Annotated in this window: 23 protein-coding genes; 15 read left to right on the top strand and 8 right to left on the bottom strand. The window is 56.2% G+C overall.

Annotated elements, in window-relative coordinates; translation table 11 throughout:
• Positions 1 to 17: 17 nt before the first annotated feature.
• The 3 genes from V4U88_RS05495 to V4U88_RS05485 all read right to left on the bottom strand — a co-directional run bounded on the left by V4U88_RS05495 (position 18) and on the right by V4U88_RS05485 (position 2,674).
• The gene (locus V4U88_RS05495; RefSeq protein ID WP_334072260.1) at positions 18 to 365 is read right to left on the bottom strand and encodes an EamA family transporter; all 348 of its coding nucleotides are present in this window, start codon (positions 363 to 365) and stop codon (positions 18 to 20) included.
• 118 nt (positions 366 to 483) lie between these two features.
• Positions 484 to 2,466 (bottom strand): ribosomal protection-like ABC-F family protein, encoded by a 1,983-nt coding sequence (gene abc-f / locus V4U88_RS05490; protein ID WP_334072259.1) that lies wholly within the window; start codon positions 2,464 to 2,466, stop codon positions 484 to 486.
• 106 nt (positions 2,467 to 2,572) lie between these two features.
• A complete protein-coding gene (locus V4U88_RS05485; protein WP_334072725.1) occupies positions 2,573 to 2,674 on the bottom strand; it encodes an RAxF-45 family protein in 102 nt (33 codons plus the stop codon).
• A gap of 297 nt (positions 2,675 to 2,971) precedes the next feature.
• Between V4U88_RS05485 and V4U88_RS05480 the strand changes: the two genes are divergently transcribed.
• Positions 2,972 to 3,436 carry a hypothetical protein gene (locus tag V4U88_RS05480; protein ID WP_334072258.1) on the top strand — a complete coding sequence of 155 codons (465 nt, stop codon included), beginning with the start codon at positions 2,972 to 2,974 and terminating at the stop codon, positions 3,434 to 3,436.
• 116 nt (positions 3,437 to 3,552) lie between these two features.
• Positions 3,553 to 3,759 (top strand): hypothetical protein, encoded by a 207-nt coding sequence (locus V4U88_RS05475; RefSeq protein ID WP_334072257.1) that lies wholly within the window; start codon positions 3,553 to 3,555, stop codon positions 3,757 to 3,759.
• Positions 3,760 to 4,219: 460 nt separating this feature from the next.
• Here the strand turns inward: V4U88_RS05475 and V4U88_RS05470 are convergent, their stop codons facing one another.
• From V4U88_RS05470 to V4U88_RS05455, 4 genes are all read right to left on the bottom strand, one after another.
• Positions 4,220 to 5,170, bottom strand: a complete 951-nt coding sequence (locus tag V4U88_RS05470) for a DUF4097 family beta strand repeat-containing protein (RefSeq protein ID WP_334072256.1) — start codon at positions 5,168 to 5,170, stop codon at positions 4,220 to 4,222.
• The gene (locus V4U88_RS05465; RefSeq protein WP_334072255.1) at positions 5,167 to 5,775 is read right to left on the bottom strand and encodes a DUF1700 domain-containing protein; all 609 of its coding nucleotides are present in this window, start codon (positions 5,773 to 5,775) and stop codon (positions 5,167 to 5,169) included. Before V4U88_RS05465 ends, V4U88_RS05470 begins: the two co-directional genes overlap by 4 nt.
• Positions 5,772 to 6,104, bottom strand: a complete 333-nt coding sequence (locus tag V4U88_RS05460; RefSeq protein WP_442951870.1) for a PadR family transcriptional regulator — start codon at positions 6,102 to 6,104, stop codon at positions 5,772 to 5,774. The genes V4U88_RS05465 and V4U88_RS05460 overlap by 4 nt, the downstream gene beginning before the upstream one ends.
• Before the next feature lie 201 nt (positions 6,105 to 6,305).
• Positions 6,306 to 7,847: an FAD-dependent oxidoreductase gene (locus tag V4U88_RS05455; protein ID WP_334072254.1), complete on the bottom strand. Its 1,542-nt coding sequence runs from the start codon at positions 7,845 to 7,847 to the stop codon at positions 6,306 to 6,308.
• 272 nt (positions 7,848 to 8,119) lie between these two features.
• Here V4U88_RS05455 and V4U88_RS05450 point away from each other — a divergent pair, with 272 nt between their 5' ends.
• Positions 8,120 to 8,461 (top strand): GerAB/ArcD/ProY family transporter, encoded by a 342-nt coding sequence (locus V4U88_RS05450; protein WP_334072723.1) that lies wholly within the window; start codon positions 8,120 to 8,122, stop codon positions 8,459 to 8,461.
• Here the strand turns inward: V4U88_RS05450 and V4U88_RS05445 are convergent.
• Positions 8,450 to 8,695, bottom strand: a complete 246-nt coding sequence (locus V4U88_RS05445) for a hypothetical protein (RefSeq protein WP_334072253.1) — start codon at positions 8,693 to 8,695, stop codon at positions 8,450 to 8,452. The two genes, V4U88_RS05450 and V4U88_RS05445, sit on opposite strands and share 12 nt — an antisense overlap.
• Positions 8,696 to 8,837: 142 nt before the next feature.
• Between V4U88_RS05445 and V4U88_RS05440 the strand changes: the two genes are divergently transcribed.
• From V4U88_RS05440 to V4U88_RS05385, 12 genes are all read left to right on the top strand, one after another.
• Positions 8,838 to 9,227, top strand: a complete 390-nt coding sequence (locus V4U88_RS05440; RefSeq protein WP_334072722.1) for a Fur family transcriptional regulator — start codon at positions 8,838 to 8,840, stop codon at positions 9,225 to 9,227.
• Complete coding sequence (locus V4U88_RS05435; protein WP_334072252.1) at positions 9,209 to 10,027, top strand: winged helix-turn-helix transcriptional regulator; 819 nt, start codon at positions 9,209 to 9,211, stop codon at positions 10,025 to 10,027. The genes V4U88_RS05440 and V4U88_RS05435 overlap by 19 nt, the downstream gene beginning before the upstream one ends.
• A gap of 807 nt (positions 10,028 to 10,834) precedes the next feature.
• Positions 10,835 to 11,674, top strand: coding sequence for a uroporphyrinogen-III synthase (locus tag V4U88_RS05430; protein ID WP_334072251.1), 840 nt, complete (start codon positions 10,835 to 10,837; stop codon positions 11,672 to 11,674).
• A 112-nt stretch (positions 11,675 to 11,786) separates the two neighbouring features.
• Positions 11,787 to 12,095, top strand: coding sequence for a phasin family protein (locus V4U88_RS05425; protein WP_334072250.1), 309 nt, complete (start codon positions 11,787 to 11,789; stop codon positions 12,093 to 12,095).
• 2 nt (positions 12,096 to 12,097) lie between these two features.
• A complete protein-coding gene (locus tag V4U88_RS05420; RefSeq protein WP_334072249.1) occupies positions 12,098 to 13,768 on the top strand; it encodes an ABC1 kinase family protein in 1,671 nt (556 codons plus the stop codon).
• 179 nt (positions 13,769 to 13,947) lie between these two features.
• Positions 13,948 to 15,324, top strand: coding sequence for a DEAD/DEAH box helicase (locus V4U88_RS05415; RefSeq protein WP_334072248.1), 1,377 nt, complete (start codon positions 13,948 to 13,950; stop codon positions 15,322 to 15,324).
• Between the two features lie 107 nt (positions 15,325 to 15,431).
• Positions 15,432 to 16,334 carry a M15 family metallopeptidase gene (locus tag V4U88_RS05410; RefSeq protein ID WP_334072247.1) on the top strand — a complete coding sequence of 301 codons (903 nt, stop codon included), beginning with the start codon at positions 15,432 to 15,434 and terminating at the stop codon, positions 16,332 to 16,334.
• 100 nt (positions 16,335 to 16,434) lie between these two features.
• The gene (locus tag V4U88_RS05405) at positions 16,435 to 16,779 is read left to right on the top strand and encodes a DUF3243 domain-containing protein (protein ID WP_334072246.1); all 345 of its coding nucleotides are present in this window, start codon (positions 16,435 to 16,437) and stop codon (positions 16,777 to 16,779) included.
• Positions 16,780 to 17,029: 250 nt separating this feature from the next.
• Complete coding sequence (locus V4U88_RS05400) at positions 17,030 to 17,884, top strand: ABC transporter ATP-binding protein (protein WP_334072721.1); 855 nt, start codon at positions 17,030 to 17,032, stop codon at positions 17,882 to 17,884.
• 34 nt (positions 17,885 to 17,918) lie between these two features.
• The gene (locus tag V4U88_RS05395) at positions 17,919 to 18,719 is read left to right on the top strand and encodes a (2Fe-2S)-binding protein (RefSeq protein ID WP_334072245.1); all 801 of its coding nucleotides are present in this window, start codon (positions 17,919 to 17,921) and stop codon (positions 18,717 to 18,719) included.
• A 44-nt stretch (positions 18,720 to 18,763) separates the two neighbouring features.
• Positions 18,764 to 19,834, top strand: coding sequence for an ABC transporter substrate-binding protein (locus tag V4U88_RS05390; protein WP_334072244.1), 1,071 nt, complete (start codon positions 18,764 to 18,766; stop codon positions 19,832 to 19,834).
• Positions 19,831 to 21,918: an iron ABC transporter permease gene (locus tag V4U88_RS05385; protein WP_334072243.1), complete on the top strand. Its 2,088-nt coding sequence runs from the start codon at positions 19,831 to 19,833 to the stop codon at positions 21,916 to 21,918. The genes V4U88_RS05390 and V4U88_RS05385 overlap by 4 nt, the downstream gene beginning before the upstream one ends.
• The last annotated feature ends 285 nt before the right edge of the window (positions 21,919 to 22,203 follow it).

Raw genomic sequence — 22,203 nt, 5'->3', positions numbered from 1 at the left:
ATGAAACAGCCATACCGCTAAGAGCGAGCCAGCAGGTACACACCCACAAGGATGACGGCCACTCCGGCCAGCTTGGTCGGCGTAATCGTCTCGTTGAACATGAAATAGGCCGGTATCATGGCCAGTACGTACGCAAAGGCCTGCATCGGATACGCCACACTTAACGGCATCCGCGTCAGCACCGCGAACCAGAGCAGAGTGGCGATGCCGTACAGCGCGACCCCTCCGATTACGGCGGGCGACGTCGCCAGCTTGGCCCAGTTCAGGCCGCCCGAACGGCCGAGCCCAATTTTAAACAGCATCTGGCCGGTGACCAGAAGCACAATATTGCCGAGCAAAAGAAGGTAACTAATCGTTTTGTCCATGAAGAGCCTCCTGTTCCTGAAGAATCGCCGATTCCAGAGTAAGGCGCAGGGCCTGCGCCCCATTATATCAGTTTATATCCATAAAAGAAGGGGCGCAATGGTACAACGCTCGGGAACGTCATGGGATGGGAATCAATCGACCATGGCCAAGTACTGCTCCAGCATCGCGTCGATCATGCTGAAGCTCATCGCGGGCCGCCTGCAGCTCGGTCAGCTGCCCCGCGTCGCAGGCGGCCTCCGGCGCCAGCATGGCGGCGTCGATCGCGGCCAGCTCCACCTCGGCGGCGTCGATGTCGCGCTCCAGCTTGCTCACCGCCGCCGGATTGGCCTTCGGCCTGCCGTTCCCGCCGCTGTCGCCAGCCCTCGGCCCGTTGCTAGGCCCGTTGGTTTCGCTGTCCGCCCGCCGCTCCGGTTCCGCGGGGCGCAGTGCCGTTTCCGCCACGGCTCCGGCCGTCGCTGTCGCCTCCTGCTTCATCCGCTCCGCGCGGAAGTCGTCGAAGTTGCCGATCGTGACGCCAAGCTGCCCATGCTCCAGATGCCAGACCTGCCCGGCGATTTTATTGATGAAATACCGGTCGTGCGAAACGGCGAGCAGGGTGCCGGCATACTCCTCCAGCGCCTCTTCCAGCGCCTCGCGCGAGTCGATATCCAAATGGTTGGTCGGCTCGTCGAGCAGCAGCAGATTTGGCTTGCGGTGCATCAGGATCGCCAGCCTTAGCCGCGTCCATTCTCCGCCGGACAGGCTGCTCACCTTTTTGAACACGTCACTGCCGTAAAAGAGGAAGCGCGCCAACTGATTCCGGGCCTCTCCGGTTTCCATGCCGAGCTCGTCGCGGAAATATTGCAGCACCGTGCCGTCCTCGTCGGCAGGGGCGGATTCCTGCGCCAGGTAGCCGGTTTCCACCCGCGACCCGAGCCGGATTTCCCCTTCGTCAGGGCTTTGCCCGCCAAGGATGCTTTTCAGCAGCGTACTCTTGCCGGTGCCGTTGGCACCGATCAGAGCGGCAGCTTCCCCGTACCGCAGCGTTCGGGTAATCCCCCGATACAGCACGCGCCCGCCGGCGGATTGGCCGACCTCGGACAGAATGATCGCGTCTTTGCCCGAGCGGTCCGACTGTTCCAACTGAAGATCGATTCGCTTGCGCTCCAGAATCGGCTTTTTCAGCTTGACCATCCGGTCCAGCGCTTTTTGCATGGAAGCGGCGCGCCGATGAAATCCCGGATTCGGCGGATTCGAGCGATTTCCCCACTCGATCAGCTGTTTTATGGTTTCCTGCATCTTTTTAATTTTCTTCTGCTGTTCCTGGAAATCCGCAAACTGCTGAAGCAGCCGTGCTTCCTTTTCTTCTTTGTACTTGCTGTAATTGCAGTGGTAGGTGAAAGCTTCGCCATCTTCGATCTCAATGATTTTCTCCGCCACGGCGTCCAGAAAATAACGGTCATGGGAGATCACCACGACGGTTCCGCTAAAGGAGCGGATGAAACCTTCCAGCCATTCGATGGCGGCCATATCGAGATGGTTGGTTGGCTCGTCGAGCAGCAGGAGGTCCGGGTTTTGCAGCAGAATGACGGCCAGGCCGACCTTGGTCTTCTCTCCGCCCGATAGGGACGCGAACGGCCGCGCGTACTGCTGCTTCGGAATGCCGATGCCCGCCGCGATGCGCTCGATGTTCGCCTGCATCTCGTATCCGCCGCCGCGCTCGAAACTTTCCTGTAGGCGGCCGTACTGCTTCAGCAGCGCCTCCATATCGGATTCCCGCCCGTTGGTGGCCGCGGCGGACATTTCCTCTTCGAGCCTGGTCATTTCGGCTTGGGCTGCCAGCAGAGGCTGGAAGGCCGACCGCAACACGTCGTAGACGGTTTCCTCGTTGCCGTAGTCGGGGATCTGGGCGAGAGAGGCAATCACCGCCCCCCTGCGGATGCTCAGTTGGCCTTGATCGGGGGCCTCGCTGCCCGTGAGGAGCCGCATGAGCGTAGTCTTGCCCGTTCCGTTTCTGCCGATCAGGCCAACGGTTTCGCCTTCTTTGATCTCGAACGATACATCGCTGAGTACCAGCTCGGCGCCGTAATATTTCTGGATATGGTTGCATTGAATCATCATTATTATTTTTCTCTCCTTCGGATATCGCCGCCCCGAAGAATAACAAAAAAGGCTGCAGGAAATCCTGCAGCCTTCCGGACACACGCATTTTTCTTAATCCGTGAGGTCAGGGTAGGAGCGGCATTTCGCAATCGTTTTTGGATATCGAGTTCTTAAAAATGGACAGACCTATCCCGTTGATAGATACAGCATAGATAATGCCAAACATTGCCAATGGCAGTTGGCCCACTCGACTCCACGCAAACTTGCGATCCACTCTACCCACCTCCATTTCTGAAACAAGATGTAAAAAATTATATGGGATTATGTTGGAAAAATCAAGCACAATAGTGAGCCATTTAGCTTCACAGAATTTTAATGTTTCAGGGAGCTTTTTATCGGGTAATAGTTGGTTTGTTGTTTATTTCCTCCTTTTTTTCCTTTATAATCTTCGTTAGACAAAAAAGCGGCCCTTTGTTTTGCGGCCGCCATTACGTCAATTTAGAAGAGAATAAGGGGAGCCTAATTGGAAAGAACAACAGCGAAGCAAATTTTTGATGAATTGCTGGAAGTGTCAGGCAGCAGGGTCTCCGTTTTGATAAAATCCAGATTCCCTGGCGGGCGCAACGTCGGCGGGAAATACAGCATCGGGGATCATTCGGTGACGATGTACCTCGGCGAGATCAAGAAGCAGTGCATGACGCTGTTCGGCTCGCTTGACGGGTACGAGGCGATGCTGCGCATCGTATTCGCCCACGAACTCGGGCATGCCGAAGATCCCTTGCTTAGCGATTTAAGCGAAGAAATGGATACGTGCGAAACCATGCTGGAACGGAAGCGGATCGCCCTGCGGATTGAGGAGAACGCTTGGGATTACGCGCGCAATCTGGTGCCTGTCCAAGACCGGCAGATGATGGAGACGGTGATATTCTACTCCTTGGAGGCTTACCGCGAAGCGATTGTGCTGGAAACGGCCCAGGAAATTGCCTAAGTCGGATAAAATTGCAGGTAATATGATCGGAGAAATTTATAGGCCGGCTTCCCTTGGAAAGCCGGGCAGGTGAATAAGGGCATTTTGCGGCGCTAGCATTGCATTAACCCTGACAGATGATTACAACGGAGCTTGATGCCTTAATCGCTTTTAAAGAACTTCGCAAAAAAGTACAGGCCTCTAAACAAGGTTCTGCAGTTAGGAAGTCTAACGGCCGTGAGAGCCGTTATGTTGCGATTGAATCACGTATTGGGATTTTAACGGTCGTGTGGACCGTTATTTACCTTCATTTCGACCAAAACAGCCATACTTATATGAAATAGGGGCCGTGGCGGCCGTTAGAATTTGGAGTCAGCGCAAACAGGGCAAATAGCGGCTGTGGCGACCGTTAGCATGGTTTAGAGGGGGAGACGACGATCTAAGTTCGACATGCTGCTTGCCAAAGCGGCGGATTGACCCCAAATGGGCAGCATCAAGGAAGGTTTGATGCAACGTCATTGCATTTTGCGGCGCTATTTTGTCGGATTCGGCTGGGCGGTGCGGAATAGCAGCTTTATAGGGCTTTATTTTGGGGAAAAGCGGAACAAGGAACCGCCTATTGTGAACACATCGGAATTACTTAATAATCCACATGGAAAATAATTACACAACATCTCCGTAAGCCATCATGTAAGCTTTGGTGCAATGCCAGTGCCCAAAAGGCCGCTATCAATCCAATATGGGACATTGCTCCAAAAAACAAGGGTTAAACCCCCGGAAGGCCGGCGGTTCAACCCTTGTTTTTTATTTAATCGAGATATCTCCCGAAGTAGTTCTTACCTTGATGACATCTTTCGTGACCATAGGGGAGTCGGGGGCTTTTACGTCCCCGGAGGTCGCTTTTAAATCGTATATGCCCTGGAAGCCGGGGTCATTGGATAATTTGACATCGCCCGAAGTGACGGAAATGTCCAGGGAGTCGGAGCGTTGGCCGGTCAGCGTGATGCTGCCGGATTGATTCTTGATGGTCCCGTCTCCGGTAAAATCCTTAATATCGATATCGCCGGAGGTCAAGTCGGCTTCAAGCGATCCGTTCACGCCATTGAACGAAAGATTACCTGAGGTGCCGTGGGCCTTCAGGGTACCTTCCAAATTCTCGACCTCCATATTGCCGGATCCGTTTTTGAGTTCGGCTTCTCCCTGTACATCGGCGGCTTCGAGATTTCCTGACGTGGCCTTAAGCAGCAAATGCTCGGTCATTACGTCGGAGGCGGTCAGATTCCCCGAAGTGGTCGTCAGTTGAATGTCTTTGGCGCGAAGCCCTGTAAACCGGCCGCTGTTGGACTGCAGGTCGAACTTGATCTGATCCAGCATGCCGGGGTCGGCCAGGGCGACGGTCATATGCTGCCTCAAACTTTGAAAGTTAATGGTCAGGAAGGTCAGTTTGAAATCTTCCTTTAAGCTCATCGTTACGTCGGGTCCTGTGAAGGAAGTGTTCTTTAATTTGTCGATCAACTCCTGCTCCATGTTGCCGCTGAGTTCGATATAGTTGGTTCCGTCCGGGCTTTCGATAAACTCAACGTCCATATCGTAGCTACTTTCCACTTTCAAGGATTGGAGATCGGAAACAACCCATTTTTGTTCATAATGGGGCTTTTCATTCCCAAATTTGAAGCCTTGGTAAGCCATGCCGGCAAAACCGGCAATGATCAAAGCGACGGCCACGATAGACCATTTTTTCGTATTCCTTTTCATGCTTTTTCCCCTCCATTGGCTGTCCGGACATTCCAGGCCCAATAAGTTTTACTGATATGGATCAACCATTTATAAAAAGGCTTCGAAGCGAGCGCCAGAAGGATGCCTAATCCCATAAAAACGAGAACGGCATAGTTCTTGGCCGGTAAAACGCTGTTACCGACGAGATAATCGAGGCCGAGCAACACCGGACTGAGCAGCATGCCCGCCACGGCCATAGCCAGGCTGACTCCGAGCATCCATAGCGAGATCAGCAGCGGCACGGTAACCATATTCAAAAAGAACAGCCCGGTATATACCATCGCCGTGGCGAATCCGCCGCGGCCCGGTTTGGCTGCGTGAGCGATCGGGGGACCCGCCGGTTCGGGTACGGCGTTCGGATTGAACCAGTATACGGGTTCTTTGGCGGAAAAGCGCCCGTCGATGGCTTCTTTGGCCAGCTCGGCCGGATTGCCGAGTTCCATGGCGATTTCTTCTTCCGTCTTGCCGTTTTGCAGGGCAAAGGTGAAGTGAGCTTCGTAGTCTTCCATCAGTTCATTGCGTTCTTCCGGCGGCAAAACCGACAAATGATCATGAAGTTGGGCTAAAAATTCGCTCTTATTCATAAGCGGCTTCCTCTCTCGATTAGATTTGATACACTTTTGACGAATTGCTTCCACTCCACGACGAGCTTCCGCATATAATGTTCACCTTCGGGCGTCAGCTTGTAATATTTGCGCGGCGGTCCTTCCGAAGATTCCTGCAGATAGGTCGTGCAATACCCTTCACCCACCAGCCTGCGGAGCAGGGGATACAGGGCGCCTTCCGCGACCTCGATATGCCGGGAGACGGATTGGGCCAGTTCATAACCGTACCGGTCATGTTCGTGGATCAGCACCAGAACGCATAATTCCAAGGCGCCTTTCTTGAATTGGACGCTTATATCCAACGACATCGCCTCATTTTCGCTGTTTATTGTATACCAGTACTGAATATTGATTAGTATCACTGGGAACATACTATCATACAGTACTGAATAATGCAACATAGTGAACACAGATTAGGCCGAAAGGTTAAAAAAGAGGCGACCCGGATGAATCGAGTTCTCCGGTCGCCTCGTTCTGCTGAAGATGATCTTGCGCGTGATTATTGGGGACTAAAGCGGCTTAAGGTTTTCCGTTGCCGGACCCTCGATGACGGCTCCGGTGTGATCGAACCGGGAGCCGTGGCACGGGCAATCCCAGGTGCGTTCGGCTTGATTCCAATTACATTCGCACCCCATATGCGTGCAGGTTGTATCGACAAGGTGAAGCTGGCCGTCGGGGTCTCTATATGCGCCCGCTCTTTTGCCAAGATGCCGGACGGTACCCCCCTCGTCAAGTCCGAGTTCCTCCGGCTTGCGGTGGATAATCTCTACCTTACCGGCAATCAATTGTTTGGCGACGTCGGCGTTTTGAACCGTGATGTTCTTGATGCCCGGGTTGGCTTTGAATCGGGAAGGGGTGAACAAATCCGCATAGCGGTTCTCTTTCCCTTGAATCAAGTCGGACAGAAGCAGGGCGGACAAGGTGCTGCTGGTCATGCCCCATTTGGCGAAACCGGTGGCCACATAAATATGGGGATGGCCCGAAGTAACCGGCCCGATATACGGGACTTGGTCAATGGTGACTAGATCCTGCGCGGACCAACGGTAAGGGATCGACTTGATGCCGAAGGTCAAACCGCCGAACTTTTCCAGTTCCTCATAATGCTTGATCGTGCAGTCGCTTTGTCCGGTTTTATGCGATTCGCCGCCGACCAGAATCAGTTGCTTGCCATCGAACTCGGCGGCGCGAAGCGAACGTTTCGGATTTCCGCAGTTGATGTACATGCCGCCTTCAAACGGCGTTTCCGGTTCGATGGCCACCGCGTAGGAACGGTCGGCATGCAGCCGGGTAAAGTAAAGGCCGCCGCCGTCGAAGAAAGGATAATGCGAGGCGGAAATCGCGTGGCGGCAGGTAATGACGACGCCGGACTCCGTCTTGAGCAGCAGTTTTCCGTCCCCCATTTCTTCCGCGGAATCGGCCATGGTCGTGTTCTCGTAAAATTTCCCGCCGTGTTGGGTCACGAAATCCACTAATGTACGCAAATATTGAAGCGGGTGAAACCGGGCCTGGTCCGGCATCCGGATCGCTCCGAGGGCCTCTACCGGCAAAGGGAGAGAGTCCTCCCACTTGCCCGGAAGATTCAGCTTTTCGTAAGCCGCCCATTCATTTTTGAGCTGCCTTAACTGATCTTCGGAGTCGGCGTACAAGTAGGCGTCCTCCCGCTTGAATTGACAATCGATCCGGTGCTCGCGGACAGTTTCATCCACGAAGCGCAGCGCTTCCTCATTGGCCTCAAAATACAATCTGGCCGCCTCTTCGCCAAAATGGGAGATCAGGCTGTCGTAAATCATGCCGTGCTGGGAGGTGATTTTTGCGGTGGTGTAACCCGTGGTTCCGTCCAGAATGTTCCCCGCGTCGATCACGGCAACGCTCAGACCGGCTTTGACAAGAAGGTAGGCCGCCGTGATTCCGGTAATTCCCGCCCCGGCGATCAAAACATCGGTTTGGATATCTTCCCGGAGAGCGGGGAAGGAAGGAAACGAGGTCGTGTCCTTCCATAGCGATTTCGGGTATTGAGGCAGCCCCGTTGCATCTTGCGGCGTGCTGTTCATTAAGTTGCTCCTCCTTACGGTTTTTTCTCATTATTACCACCTTGAGACCTTTAGAAACGAGCGAGGAAGGAGGCTGGGAATTTCGCATGAAAACGGAATGAAAAGCAGATACTGGACAAAGGAAAGCGATACTGGGGGAATTTCTTTCAACCGGGAAATCGTCGATCCAAACAGACTGGAAAGAGATGATTCTATCGCTGCTGTCGGGGGATACGGTTCTGCTGCTGGACGGGTGTATGGACCGCACTTGTCGTTAACGGTCCGTTTTTCCGCTGCTCAGCATGGTCGGCAAAGCTTCGGTCGCGGATTTTATTCAACGGACCGATATTCTCGTGGTTATGGTGTTGGTGATCGGCGTATTTTTCAAAATCAGCATTTTCTATTACGCCTCGGCGGTGAGCATTTCCGAGATGTTTCGGCTTCCTTACCGCCAGGCGGTTTACCCGGTCGCGATCATCATCCTGCTGCAGTCCGCGATGCTGGCTCGCTCGTTCAGCGAGCACCTGAGCAAAGGAGGGCAGGTGCTTTATCTGATCGATCCGGTATTTTTCGTCATCCTGCCCGTCATTCTCATGGTGGCCGGATCCATATACAAACGCAGATCAAGAGCCTGAATCGGCCTTGGCGTTCGGCTTTTTATTGGGGCGCTTCAGCAGGCGGACGAGATCCGGGACCACCAGCGTTATAAACAAGGCGGCAATCGTTATTTTTTGCGTGGGGCTGATCATGGCATAGTTCAGATTTTGCCCAAAATTGCTCCAGGGCTGTCCGACCAAAACGTCAATGAACACGATATAGGCGATACTCAACGTCAGAAAGAGCAGGAACATCAAGTATTTTTTCAGCAAACTCGGTTCAACTCCTTTTAGGCTAATATGAAGAGATCCGACCGAGGTCATGCGCGGGTCACAGGGAGCCGAAATTGACGAATGATGAAATAAGACTTATACTAATTCTAAAATAATGATATTCAAAGGAATGATCATAGATATGAAATCCCTAAATCTGACGACCCAGCGCCAGGCCGTATACGATGTCGTTCGGAATGCGCACGATCATCCCACCGCGGCTGAAGTCATGAACCGCCTTGTTGAGCAGGGCTATAACTTTGCGTACGGGACTGTATATAATTCCCTTCGGTATTTGACGGAAAAGGAATTGATCCGCGAATTGAAGCTTGGGGAAGCCGCGAGCCGCTATGATGCGAAAATGGACGATCACCAGCACATTTTATGCGAAGTATGCGGGCGCGTCGACGAAGTGATGACCCAAGTGCCGGAGGATTGGAGCGAAGCCGTCGCCAAGGAAACCGGGTATGATGTTCATCATGCCCATGTCGTATTCGGAGGAGTGTGCCCGTCATGCCGGCAGAAGAAGTGAAGGAGCGTGATCGTATGACCGCAGGAAATAAGGCGCCGTTCAGGCGGCCGGAGGAATTCGGAATGACGTTGACCGACGAGAGCTATGAAGGTCCCCAAATGTGCCCGGTCACGCAGCGAGTTATTCTGGTCAGCCCTTTTCCCGGCGGCATTCACGAGCTTGTCCGCGATTTGTCGGAGGGCTGCTTCGATGTACTGGTGTTCCACCACTGGGAGCAGGGGATCCGCAATGCGCAGGCTGCGGACCTGCTGATTTTCGATCTAACGCCGTACCGCGATGCCGAGGAGATTCTGCCCATCAAATCGATCGCTCAGGAAGCCGGAAACGTGCCGTCCTTGCTGCTGGTGAATGATCGGCTTCTCCCTGGACTGGATCAGACGCTCATGAACCAGGAGCTGTTGGTTTGGCCGGCTCGCCCCGGCGAAATCGTCTACCATGCCCAGCGGATCATCCGCAACGGCGGCAAGCGCGCACAGGCCTCCCGGCTGCTGACGGGAACCTCTCCGGCTATCTTCAAGGACCTGTGGATCGATCGCAAGAAGATGGCGGTTTACCGCAACGGTTCCAAAATCGCCCTGACCAAAACGGAATACGAGCTGCTGGTTAAGCTGCTCGAACAGGAGGGGCGCGTCCTCTCGCGGGAGGAGCTGTTAGCCGAGGTCTGGGGTACTTCCTTCCTGGGCGGGAGCAACATCGTGGATGTGCACATCAAGAGTCTCCGCAAGAAACTCGGCGATCGCGCCGTGAACTCCACTTACATCTCCACGGTAAGAGGCGTGGGCTATCGGTTGGCGGATTAAAGGCATAGCGTATGGGGGAGACCCCTCCGCAAGAGGCTTGGCACTAGTGCGGGCTCAAAAATCAGGGATTGGCCCGCTTTTCCCAACAATAGCACCCGAAAAAGCCGTTATTCCACATCGCCCAGCTGAATTCAACAAAATAGCGCTGCATCAGGCCCTTATTATTTCTTAACGAAAGAAAATCCCGTTAATTTCGGAGACGTCCGATTTACGCAACAAGGAAGTGAAAAGGGTGGACCTAGTGGGTATAGGGAAGTTGATGAAGGGTTCGTGGTTATGAGGTACTCGGGAGCAGGGTTAGTTAGTTGAGTAAATAAGGTTCGTATGTGTTGTTCAGGTACAGTGGAGGGGAGAGGGAGTTGCGAGTTGACCAGGATTGAAGGGGTGTCCGGTCCGGCTCCCTGGACCGTTGCGCTTTACTGTATTGGTGATGGATTAACGGGAAAACCTCCCGTTAAAATACCGCTCTTGGCCCTTGGATCCGATTTAGCTGGAAAAGCTCTAGCTATTTCGCGATCCAATTGCCGATATACACAATTTCAGGAAAATTAGCAGGAGGTTTTCCAGTTAATTCCCCTCAACAGCCGTATAGGCACCAAATTAACGGGAGGAATTCCCGTTAATTTGAATTAAATAATTCAACCTATTAGCCTATTATAGTTAATGTTTGGACTATGCTAGATGGAAGCTACCGCTCCCAGGAGCGATTGGCCTTGAAATTGAAATAAACATGACTTCTTTCAAAATGTCGTTTAATCTGGAATAAATGATATGGCTGCCGGTCGGCCGAGACTTAGGGGGAGATTTATGGCACGCAGGTTAGAGGGCAAAAGGGTGGCAATCACCGGTCCGCGAAGAGCCGAGGAATTGGGGAAGCTCGTGGAGAACATGGGGGGAGTTCCCCTCTTTAGGCCGGCGCAAGGAACGGTGCTGCTGGATGACCTGGATTTGCGGAACGGTCTTGTATCCTGGGTGAACCAGCCGCCGGACTGGTCGATTTTCACCACGGGAGCAGGCATCGACGCGCTGTTCGATATGGCCGACGACATGGGGATCGCCGCGGCCTACTGGGACATTCTCCGCCGCGGGCATATCGCCGCCAGGGGTTACAAAACAGCGAACGTTTTGAAAAAACGGGAGCTTACCCCGCTTGTACGGGATGACGATGGCAGTACCGAGGGGTTAATCCGCGGGCTGTCGCAGCATTCTTTTGCGGGAAAAGAAGTGGTTCTGCAGTTGTACGGTGATCCCGCGCCACGTCTGACAAGCTGGCTTGAGCAGCAAGGGGCCGCATGCCGGCAACTCTTGCCCTACCGTCATATCGCTCCGCCCGCCGAGGATTTGGAACGGCTGTTATCCGATATCACCGGCGGCCAGGTGGACGCCGTGACCTTTACAAGCGGCCCGCAGGTCAGGTTTCTGATGGAACACGCCTCCAGGCAAGGGAAGCTTGCGGCGCTTATGGAAGCGCTGGAAGGGCCGGTAATCGCGGTGGCGGTCGGCAAGGTTACGGCCCAGGGGCTGTTTGAAGCAGGTGTTCCGCGCGTCGTGGCCCCCCGCGAGGAGCGGATGGGCAGCATGATGGTGGAACTGGCCCGTTATTATGCCGGAGAATCGGAAGCCCGGAGCAACCCGGATCGCTGGTAAAACAAAAATTTTAAACCGCAACGAGTACATCCAGGCGAGCCATAGGGTATTACTAAGTATGGGGGCTATTTCTTTCATGCAATTCAATTCCATGACGGAAAGGATGTTGTACATGAGCGATCTGTTAAAGAAGGCCATCTCGCTCGGATGGGGACTTACGATTGTCAGCAAGGAGAAGGTCGAGAGCCTTGTCGACGATTTGGTCAAGCGCGGCGAAATTGCCCCTTCGGAATCCAAGCAGCTTGTGGAACGTCTGATCGATAGGGGAGCGGAGGAGCAAAGCCGCTTAAAGGAATTGGTGAATGAGCAAGTAAAGTCTGCGCTTCAAACGATGGGGCTCGCTTCGGCGAAAGAAGTGGAGGAACTGACGCGGCGGGTGGCCGAGCTGGAAATTAAACTGGCCGAGCTGCAGCAGCCGTAACGATGGGGATCCGTGTCCGTCATTCCGGCCGGTACCGGGAGATTGCCATGGCGCTGGGGCGCCATGGCTTTGGCTATATGGCCGAAGAAATCGGGCTCACCCGCCTGTTTGCCGCTCCGCATCGTTGGATCTTTAAAACGGAGCCGGAGAGTTTGACATTGGCGGAACGCATCCGCCTGGTGCTGGAGGAACTCGGTCCAACGTTTATTAAGCTGGGCCAATTGGCCAGTACCCGGTCCGACCTGCTTCCGGAACCGGTGATCGCCGAACTAGTTAAATTGCAGGATCAGGTCCCGCCTTTTTCGGCGGAGGAATCCTTGAGCATTATAGAGCAGGAGTTTGGCATGCCCGCCTCCGAACTGCTGGACCATTTTGAGGAAACCCCCATCGCCGCCGCGTCCATCGGACAGGTCCATAAAGGACGGCTGGTTACGGGAGAAGAAGTCGCCATCAAAATCCAGCGGCCCGGCGTCGTCCCGCAGGTAGAGCGGGACTTGGATATTTTGAAGAATTTCACCTCCATGGCGCAAAAAAGATGGCCCTGGGTAGAACATTATCAAATCCCTCAGATGGTTGAAGAATTTGCCCGTTCCATTTCGGCGGAGTTGGACTACAGCATCGAGGGCCGCAATATGGAGAAAATCCGCCGGCAGTTTACGGACAGCGAGAAGATCAGCATTCCCCGCGTACATTGGCACTGCTCGACGTCCAAAGTATTGACGATGGATTTCGTTGAGGGGATTCATCTAAATCGGCCGGCCGAACTGAAGCGAAGCGGCTTCGATACCCGACAAATCGCCGAGACGCTGGTGAACGCGATGCTGCATCAGATATTTACGGGAGGATTCTTCCACGCCGATCCCCACCCGGGCAACCTCCTGATTACGCCGGACGGGAAGTTGGCCTTCATCGATTTCGGGATGATCGGGCGGCTCAGTCCGGAGATGCGCGATCATTTATCCTCGCTGGTCATCGCTTTGATGCGGCGGAGCAACGAGGGTATGCTCCGGGCCATCCTGCGGATGGGGCTGTTGGAAGAATCCGCCGACCTGAACGGCCTGCGGAATGATCTGAACCGCTTGCATGACCGCTACTATGATATTCCGTTTGCGGAAATCAGCATCGGGGAGGCACTGAACGATTTGTTTGCGACCGCCCAGCGGCACCGCATCGTGCTTCCCCCGGATTTCCTCCTCCTGGGCAAGGCGCTGCTCACCCTGGAGGGGGTGGCCATCAGCCTGGATCCGCACCTGAGCATTCTTGATTTGGCCGAGCCGTTCGGCAAAAAACTGCTGCGCGAGAAGTTCGACACCCGCCGCCTCGGCAAACGTTTCGTCGGCGGAGCGATCGATCTGGCGGACGCGCTGACGGCTTTGCCCCAGCAGGTCGACCGCCTGTTCACCTTGATCGGCAAAGGAAAAGTAAAGATGGAGGTAAGCGTTACCGACACGGAGCAATTTCTGAAAAAGCTGGACCAAATCTCGAATAGGCTCTCCTTCAGTATCGTACTGCTGGCATTCAGTATCATTATGGTCGGGCTCATTGTCGGTTCCTCCTTGACGCGCAGACCGACCGTGCTGTGGAATATTCCCGCGATCGAGATCGGTTTTATCGTCGCTGCCCTGATGGTCATCTGGCTGCTTTACTCGATATTCAAGTCCGGCAGGTTTTAGCCGAAAAAAATCCCGCCATTATGCGCAAAAGGCCCTTATTTACCGGGTGAACTCCGTGAGCGGTCCTTGGGGCCGAAGCGCGGAGTTCTTTTCATACCGGGGGAAGTGATGAAAACTTGCATGCCGGACGGAATTTTGGGGCAATCTCTGGTACAATAGGAGGGCCCGCAGAATATCAGATGAAGCGGCGACTAATTAATGAGGTGAATTTTTTGGCGAATTTTCAAAGTATGGGCCTCTCCAAGGCCATTTTGCAAATATTGCGGGGACAAGGGATCTTGAATCCAACCCCGGTGCAGGAGAAGGCTATCCCCGAACTGCTCGCGGGAGAAGACGTGATCGTTCAGGCCCAAACGGGGACGGGGAAAACGCTGGCGTTCCTGCTCCCGATTATGGAAAAAATTCGGGCGGATCGCCCCGAAGCGCAGGCGCTGATCATTACCCCGACGCGCGAGCTTGCGCTGCAAATCACCGCGGAAGCGCGTAAGCTGGCGGAGGCCCGCGAGGGGATGTCCGTGCTCGCCGCTTACGGCGGCCAGGACGTGGAACGGCAGCTGCGCAAGCTCCAGAACGGAACGCAGCTCGTCATCGGTACGCCGGGGCGGCTGCTCGACCACTTGCGCCGCGGCTCGCTGACGTTGGGCGCCGTGCGCATGCTGGTGCTGGACGAAGCGGATCAGATGCTGCACATGGGCTTCTTGGCGGAGGTGGAGGAGATTATCCGCCTTGTGCCGCGCAGCCGCCAGACCATGCTGTTCTCGGCGACGATGCCCGATAACGTGAGGCATCTGGCCAGAACGTATATGCAGCAGCCCCGGGATATCCGGATCGCGGAGACGTCGCGGGTGACGCTGGACAGCATCAAGCAGATCGTCGTGGAGTGCACCGACCGCACCAAGCAGGAGGCGCTCATCACGATGATCCGCCAGCACCGGCCGTATCTGGCGGTGATCTTTTGCCGGACGAAGCGGCGGGCAAGCACGCTGAACGAGGCGCTGCAGGGAGCCGGCTTCGCCTCGGACGAGTTGCACGGCGACCTGTCGCAATCCAAGCGCGAGCAGGTGATGCGCGCCTTCCGCGAGGCCAAGCTCGAGCTGCTGGTGGCGACCGATGTCGCCGCCCGGGGCATCGATGTCGAGGGCGTGACGCATGTGTTCAACTACGACATTCCGCAGGATGTCGACAGTTACATTCACCGGATCGGCCGGACGGGCCGGGCCGGGGAGAAGGGGATCGCGGTGACCTTCGCGGCCCCGAAGGATGTGGAAGCGCTCCGTAACATCGAGCGCGGCATTTCCCGCCGCCTGGAGCGGCGGCGGTATGAGAAGGGCGGCGTGGAAGCCGTAGGCAACGCCGCCCAGAGCCGCCGCGGCGCAGGCGAAGCGGCGGAGCGCGGCCGCGCGCAAGGCGAGCGCCGCGGGGAAGGCTCGGCCGCCGGCCGGCGGAAGCCGGGCACGGCGCCCGGCAAGGGCGGCAGCGGGCGCGGCCAAGGCGGCGGCCGGGAGCAGCAGGGCGGACGGCGCGGCCGGAATGATGGCGGCCGCCGGGGACGCTAGGCTTTTCGCCGATTTGCCCCGCCAGGAAAAAAATGTACCGCGGGAACTTAATCGCAAATCTACACGTTATATAGAGAAGCGGCGAACTTATGGTGGGAGGAATCAAGATGAGAAACCGGACGGGCAAGAGAGTAGGATATGCTCTTGTCTTTGTACTAATGACGATGATGCTCAGCGCTTGTTCCAGCGACATCCCGGAGGCCGCAAAGACGGTGAACTCGGGAGTCTCGGAGAATACCGGAAACGCCGGCAACGAGGAGTCCGTGGGGGATTTAACTGTCGTGGATACCGTAAAAGCGGGGAGTAAGGCGAGCGACGAAAAGTCCGTGAAGTCCGATACAACGGGAACGAAAAATCAAAGCAAACCGAACCCGCAAGGCTCGAAAGACGGGGCAAAGGGCGGGAGCAAAGCCGCAGCGGCGGATCCGGACAGTGTGGCCGTGCTGGTCAACAAGGAATACGCGCTTCCGGAGGATCACAAGCCGGATGATCTGGTCTATCCGGATGTCCGTTTTACGTTCAAAGAAAAGATCGAAAAACGCAAATTGCGCAAGGAAGCGGCCTCCGCGCTGGAGGAGCTGTTTGCGGGAGCCGAGAAAGACAGTATTTACCTGGCCGGCGTTTCGGCCTATCGGTCGCATAGCACGCAGACATCGCTTTTTAACCGATATGTCAAAAGAGACGGGCTGGAGAAAGCCAAAACCTACAGCGCCGTTCCCGGGCACAGCGAACATGAGACCGGATTGGCGATCGACGTGAGCGGGAGCGACGGTAAATGTGCGGCCGAAGATTGTTTCGGCGGTACCAAGGAAGCCGATTGGCTGGCAAAGTACGCGCATGAATACGGGTTTATCATTCGCTATCCGAAAGGAAAAGAAAATATCACCGGATATAAATACGAACCATGGCATCTGCGTTATGTAGGCAAGGAGATCGCCGCGGATATCGTTGAGCGCGAGATCACGCTGGAGGAGTATTACGACGCCGTACCGGTTTCCGCGAACCCTTAACCTGACGGGCGGCAAATTCCAACGCGCCAATCTGGTTCACCGCCCTTCGAACGGGTTATGTACTAACAAACCGCATAACTCATTCAAGGAGGCAATCAGCATGTCCGAACACAACCATGTAGTGAACAAGGATGGCGAAATGGCGCTGGGAAAAGTGGATGATGCCCTGAACCGGATTGATGATGAGCGGAAGGAAGAAATTTTGCAGAGCTTCGAAACGTTTAAAAAATACCTGGGGGAGCGGGTCAAACTCGCCCAATCCATAGGGATGAGCGAAGAGACGATGGCGCAGGCCGCCGAGAAAGTCGGCAATTACCTCGCCGCGAGGGAAGAGCCGCGCAACCGTGAGGAGAAGCTGCTGCAGGAGTTATGGAATGCCGGCGGGCAGGAGCACCGTCATGCGCTGGCGCATATGCTGGTCAGACTGGCACAAAAAGCGCATTAAGCGTGGAAATGCAGAGAAGTAGTTTCAGGGCGCCTTTTGGGCGTCCTTTTTTACGTTACAGGGAGAAGTTCCTGTTGACAAATGATAATGATTATCAGTATCTTTAAAAAGTAAGATATGAAGATCCGATGAAGATGAAAAGGCAAACGAAATTGAAGATTCATACTTCGCACCGGATATGGAGCAAAGTTGCCGGGTTGCGGCACGTGGACCCGTTTTTCAGGTCATATACATGAAAGGAAGATGAATGATGGCAACATTGAATACCTCGCATCTGGATATCGCCTATGAGGACCGGTTGATCGTTCAGGACCTGAATATATCCATCCCGCAAGGGAAAATAACGGCATTGGTCGGAGCCAACGGCTCGGGGAAATCGACGATTTTGAAGACGATGGCCCGCATCCTGCACCCTAAGGGAGGCAGTGTGCTGCTGGACGGCAAGTCCATCCACAAGCAGTCTACCCGGGAAGTTGCCAAACAGTTGGCGATTTTGCCGCAAAACCCTACCGCGCCCGAGGGGCTGACGGTTTATGAACTGGTGTCCTATGGCCGGTTCCCGCACCAAAAAGGGTTCGGGGGTCTGAAGGCGGAGGATCGGGAAGTCATCAACTGGGCTATCGAGGCGACCGGCATGAATGAGTTCAGCGACCGGGCCCTGGAGCAACTGTCCGGCGGGCAGCGTCAACGGGCCTGGATTGCCATGGCTCTGGCTCAAGAGACGGATATCTTGTTCCTTGATGAACCGACCACGTTCCTCGATATGGCGCATCAACTCGAAGTGCTGCAACTTCTGGAGGAACTGAATGCGGAATCGGGGCGGACCATCGTGATGGTGGTCCACGATTTAAACCATGCCGCGAGATATGCCCATCATATGATTGCCATTAAGAAGGGGCAGGCGATCGCCGTGGGAGCACCCGAAGAAGTGGTGACTTCCGAGGTGCTTCGCGAAGTATTCGGCATTGAAGCGGACATCGTGACCGACCCCCGCAGCGGGGTACCGCTCTGTCTGCCGTATGAGCTCTATCGGGCTGCGACGGAAGGCCGGGTTCGGACCGGGAAAAAAGGGATCCTGGACGGCAAAGTAGCCTCCATTCTTTAAAGATGACGGTTTATAGATCGGGAGGGTGCTGGAGATGACGATCAATTTTGAGCTGCTGGACCGTGCGCTCTCCATCGTAACGAAAGAAAGGGAGAACGCGCTTGTCACGGTTTCGGCGGAACGGCTGACCGAGCCGGAGCAAGCTCGGCAACTGCTCACCCTTTACCGGGAACAGATTAAAGGACGGGACATCCAGGTCGCTTCGACTTATTACGCCGCGTGCTGGCGCGTGATCCCCGCTGCTCTGCTGTACATGCTGACCGCACGCGACGGCAGGGTAGATTTCTCGCTGCAAAATCTCACTATTCAAATTGATATAGTAAATAATTATCCGCGGGTCTTTTTTGTGCTGAAACGAACCGACGTGCTTCCCTGGCCGACCGGTGCGGCGGAGTCATGGCGCGAGCGTGAGTTGGGCGGTTTTGTGCAGGAAACGCTCCGTCCGGTTCTGGAAACGGCCTCATCGATATCAGGATTGCCGCTGGGGCAAATCTGGGGACAGATACCGCTGGGGGTTGAGTTTTACTTGAATTACATGGCGGACCAACTGGGCGATCTGCCGCTGAAGGAACGGCTTGGCGAGCAGTACGTTTTTTTTAGCAAGCAACTGGGGCCGGAATGGTTCGGTTTGAAACGGAATCCGTTTGATGTCAAGGCGATCTGGCTGGATGATCCTTATCGGCCCGGGGAGCGGACGAGAATGAAGCCGACCTGCTGCCTGGCTTACCGGACGGATACCGGGCATGGTTACTGCTACGGTTGTCCCAAACTCTCGAAGGAAGAGCGGGAAAGAAAGCGTCGGGAGATTTTGGCGGCTGCGGCCTCGAACGGGTAGCGTCTGTCTTTTTACATCATAGAAACGAAAGGGATGTCATGAATATGTCGTTACAATTGAGGAAACGAAACGGAATTATAGGGTTGATAGCCGTGTTTGCGCTAGTTTTGGTTATGGCGGGTTGCGGTAACGCGAAACAGAACACGGGGGCTGCGAATTCGGCCGGGAATGGGGCGTCCGCAGGGATTGCCGCGGGGAATTCCGCCGAGCAAAAAGGCGCAAATGCCAAGACGGATATCGGAATAGGCCGCGAGATCAAGCACGCCTTGGGAACGGCCAAGATCGAAGGGACTCCGAAGCGGATTGTTGCTCTGGAATATACTTATGCCGAGGATTTGCTGGCCTTGGGCATTCAGCCTGTTGGGGTGGCGGACGTCAAAGGCTATCAAACTTGGGTCAATACGACCCCCGGGCTGGATGACAGCGTTCAGGATGTGGGAACCCGTCAGGAGCCAAACCTGGAAGCGATTATGGCCCTGGAGCCGGATTTGATTCTCACCACGGATTTCCGGTCGAAGGACATTTACGACAAGTTGGAGGGAATTGCGCCAACGTTGGCTTTCAGCCCTTATCAAGACGAGAACGGCGTGGATCAGTATCAGGAAATGATCGATACGTTCAATACGATCGCCGAGGTGGTCGGCAAGCAGGAGGAAGCCAAGCAGGTGTTGGCGGATTTGGACAAGACGTATCAAGAGGCCGCGGAGAAAATCAAGGCGGCGGGCAAGGAGAATGCCGCGGTTACCTTGGTTCAGGCCTTCAGTAATCAGAATTCGCCGGTTTTCCGGATTTTTACGGATAACTCGATGGCGATCAAAATCCTGAATAAAATCGGTCTTCAAAACGCGTTTAAGGACCCGGCGTTTGAAGTTTACGGTTATGCCGAGAAATCGGTCGAAGCCTTTCCGGCGGTGCAGGACTCGGAGTTTCTGTATATCGTGCAGCAGGATGACAACGTGTTCGAAACGCATTTGAAAGGGAACTCGGTCTGGAAGAATCTGAATTTTGTCAAAGAGAACCGTACCTATGCGCTGGGGGGAGACTCATGGGTGTTCGGCGGTCCGCTGTCCGCGAAGACGCTTGTTGATAAAGCCGTCTCCGTGATCGCGCCATGAGTACGGTGACCGGGCTAACCTCGAAAAAAGCGGCAGCCCCTCAGAAGCGGACCTCCCGGGGTTCGCTTTTTCTTGTGTTTGCGGCGGGTCCGCTGATCCTGGCGCTGCTGCTGTGCCTACAAATTACGCAGGGCACCGCGGGCATCTCCCTGGCCCTGATCCGGGATGCGCTGTTTCATCCGGCACCGGAGGATCCGCTTCATCAAATCGTCCGGGGGGTCCGCCTTCCCCGGGCTGTGATAGGGGCACTGGCGGGAGCCGCGCTCTCCGTGGCGGGCGTCCTGCTGCAGACGCTGACCCGCAATCCGCTTGCTTCCGCCGGGACGCTGGGGATCAACGCCGGAGCTTACCTGGCGGTCGTGGTGGCGACGATCTTTTTCCCTTCGGTGATGGGCGGGTTCCCGCTGCTGACCGCGATGGCCGGCGGGCTGCTTGCCGGGGGGATCGTGTTTCTGCTGGCCGGGCAGCGGCGAAGCGGGCCGGTACGGTTGGCCCTGGGCGGCATGTCCCTGACGCTCGTGCTTTCATCGTTGACGGGAACGCTGCAACTGCTGTTTGAAAATGAGACGGCAGGCTTGTTCCTGTGGGGCTCCGGCTCATTGATTCAGAACGACTGGCAGAACGTGACGGCGATCTGGCCGTGGATTGTGGGCGGACTGCTGCTCGCCGCACTGTTCAGCCGCAACCTCGACGTCCTCCTGATGGACGAGGAGGTCGGCAAATCGCTGGGGCAGCGCATCGGTCTGACCCGAACCGCCAGCGTGCTGACGGCCGTCCTGCTGGCCGCAGTCACCGTCAGCACGGTGGGGCCGATCGGCTTCGTCGGCCTGATTGCGCCGCATTTGCTGCGGCTGATGGGGCTGCATCGCCACCGGCTGCTGATTCCCGGCGCCGCGATCTGGGGCGCGATCGTGCTGGTGGCGGCCGACCTGGCCGTGCTGCTGTTGGAGCCGGCCTTCGGCCTGCTGCCGGCCGGCTCGGCCACGGCGGCGCTCGGCGCGCCGTGGCTGGTTTGGCTCGTGTACCGCATGAAGCCGACGCGCGGCGACGTGCAGGGCGCGTCCTCCGGCATGGGAGCGGGCTTCCGCCGCTCCCTGCCGTATCCCGCCCTGCTGGCGGGGGCGGGGCTGCTGCTGTTGCTCGCGCTGGGCGCCGGCCTCGTCTTCGGCGGCAAGACCGTGCCGCTGCCGGAGCTGTGGGCCGCGTTTACGGGCGAGGCCAGCAAGATCACCCGTTACATGGTGATCGAAACGCGGCTGCCCCGCCTGCTGATCGCGGCCCTCGCCGGGGCCTCGCTGGCCGCGAGCGGGACGCTGCTGCAGGGCGTCGTGCGCAATCCGCTCGCCGATCCTTCGGTGATCGGCGTGACGTCCGGCGCCGGCCTGGGCGCGCTCGTCTTCCTGATTCTGCTGCCCCAGCTGCCGGGCTCGCTGGTGCCGGCGGCCGCCTTCACCGGCGCGGTGGGCGCGGCGCTGGTGATCTTCGCGATCAGCCGCAAGGGCGGCCTGCAGCCGGCCAAAGTCGCGCTGATCGGCATGGCCGTCTCCGCTTTCGCCTCGGCCGGCATTCAAGCGCTGGTGGTCAAGGCGCAGCTGCGGGTGGCCTCGGCGCTCACCTGGCTCTCGGGCAGCACCTATGCCCGAGGCTGGGAGGAGCTCGCCTGGCTGTTCGCCTGGCCGCTGGTGCTGCTGCCGCTCGCGTGGGCGCTCGCCCGCCGGCTGGACCTGCTCGCGCTCGGGGACGCCTCCGCGATCAACCTCGGCGTCTCCGCCGGACGGACGCGCCTGCTCGGCGGCCTGCTGGGCGCGGCGCTGGCGGCCTCGGCCGTCGCGACGGTCGGCACCGTCGGCTTCGTCGGCCTGCTTGCGCCGCATGCGGCCCGCTTGCTAGTGCCGAACGCGAACCGCAAGCTAGTCTTGCTTTCGGCCCTGCTGGGGGCCGTGTTCCTGGTGCTTGCGGATCTCGTGGGGCGGGTGCTGCTCGCCCCCAAGGAAATTCCATCCGGCCTAGTCGTGGCTCTGCTGGGCGCGCCGTACTTCCTCTGGTTGATGCGGACGGCCGGGGCCCCCTCCGGCAGCAAATAAAACCGTGCACTCATAAAAAAGATGGAAAACCGACCGGAAAACACCGGCCGGTTTTTTCGCGTTCGGCGGGTAATTTTGCGTGGGGGCAGGAACAATAGGGACAGCGGTAATTATTTTGGACTAGTAGGGACATAGTGTGGACCGACAGCGATCGGATTGAGCCGCGGTTGAAATTATTTAAAATTGTGAATATTTTAAGAACGCGCACTTTTCTGCTTGCAATGTGAAAAATGTCACACTATAATAGAATCATGAGGTGAACAAATTCACAAAGTCTTTATTTTA

This window comes from Paenibacillus sp. A14, assembly GCF_036864815.1.
In the GTDB taxonomy this organism is placed as follows: domain Bacteria; phylum Bacillota; class Bacilli; order Paenibacillales; family Paenibacillaceae; genus Fontibacillus; species Fontibacillus sanfengchensis.
Note: the sequence above shows the minus strand (reverse complement) of the source record. Positions and strands in the feature narration are given on the sequence as shown.

Coding starts and splice junctions, on each gene's coding strand:
- V4U88_RS05475 (WP_334072257.1), top strand. CDS start 3,553: ATGATTACAACGGAGCTTGATGCCTTAATCGCTTTTAAAGAACTTCGC.
- abc-f (WP_334072259.1), bottom strand. CDS start 2,466: ATGATGATTCAATGCAACCATATCCAGAAATATTACGGCGCCGAGCTG.
- V4U88_RS05435 (WP_334072252.1), top strand. CDS start 9,209: ATGCCGGCAGAAGAAGTGAAGGAGCGTGATCGTATGACCGCAGGAAAT.
- V4U88_RS05470 (WP_334072256.1), bottom strand. CDS start 5,170: ATGAAAAGGAATACGAAAAAATGGTCTATCGTGGCCGTCGCTTTGATC.
- V4U88_RS05440 (WP_334072722.1), top strand. CDS start 8,838: ATGAAATCCCTAAATCTGACGACCCAGCGCCAGGCCGTATACGATGTC.
- V4U88_RS05405 (WP_334072246.1), top strand. CDS start 16,435: ATGTCCGAACACAACCATGTAGTGAACAAGGATGGCGAAATGGCGCTG.
- V4U88_RS05410 (WP_334072247.1), top strand. CDS start 15,432: ATGAGAAACCGGACGGGCAAGAGAGTAGGATATGCTCTTGTCTTTGTA.
- V4U88_RS05420 (WP_334072249.1), top strand. CDS start 12,098: ATGGGGATCCGTGTCCGTCATTCCGGCCGGTACCGGGAGATTGCCATG.
- V4U88_RS05455 (WP_334072254.1), bottom strand. CDS start 7,847: ATGAACAGCACGCCGCAAGATGCAACGGGGCTGCCTCAATACCCGAAA.
- V4U88_RS05430 (WP_334072251.1), top strand. CDS start 10,835: ATGGCACGCAGGTTAGAGGGCAAAAGGGTGGCAATCACCGGTCCGCGA.
- V4U88_RS05495 (WP_334072260.1), bottom strand. CDS start 365: ATGGACAAAACGATTAGTTACCTTCTTTTGCTCGGCAATATTGTGCTT.
- V4U88_RS05415 (WP_334072248.1), top strand. CDS start 13,948: ATGAAGCGGCGACTAATTAATGAGGTGAATTTTTTGGCGAATTTTCAA.
- V4U88_RS05465 (WP_334072255.1), bottom strand. CDS start 5,775: ATGAATAAGAGCGAATTTTTAGCCCAACTTCATGATCATTTGTCGGTT.
- V4U88_RS05460 (WP_442951870.1), bottom strand. CDS start 6,104: ATGTCGTTGGATATAAGCGTCCAATTCAAGAAAGGCGCCTTGGAATTA.
- V4U88_RS05385 (WP_334072243.1), top strand. CDS start 19,831: ATGAGTACGGTGACCGGGCTAACCTCGAAAAAAGCGGCAGCCCCTCAG.
- V4U88_RS05400 (WP_334072721.1), top strand. CDS start 17,030: ATGGCAACATTGAATACCTCGCATCTGGATATCGCCTATGAGGACCGG.
- V4U88_RS05485 (WP_334072725.1), bottom strand. CDS start 2,674: ATGTTTGGCATTATCTATGCTGTATCTATCAACGGGATAGGTCTGTCC.
- V4U88_RS05395 (WP_334072245.1), top strand. CDS start 17,919: ATGACGATCAATTTTGAGCTGCTGGACCGTGCGCTCTCCATCGTAACG.
- V4U88_RS05390 (WP_334072244.1), top strand. CDS start 18,764: ATGTCGTTACAATTGAGGAAACGAAACGGAATTATAGGGTTGATAGCC.
- V4U88_RS05425 (WP_334072250.1), top strand. CDS start 11,787: ATGAGCGATCTGTTAAAGAAGGCCATCTCGCTCGGATGGGGACTTACG.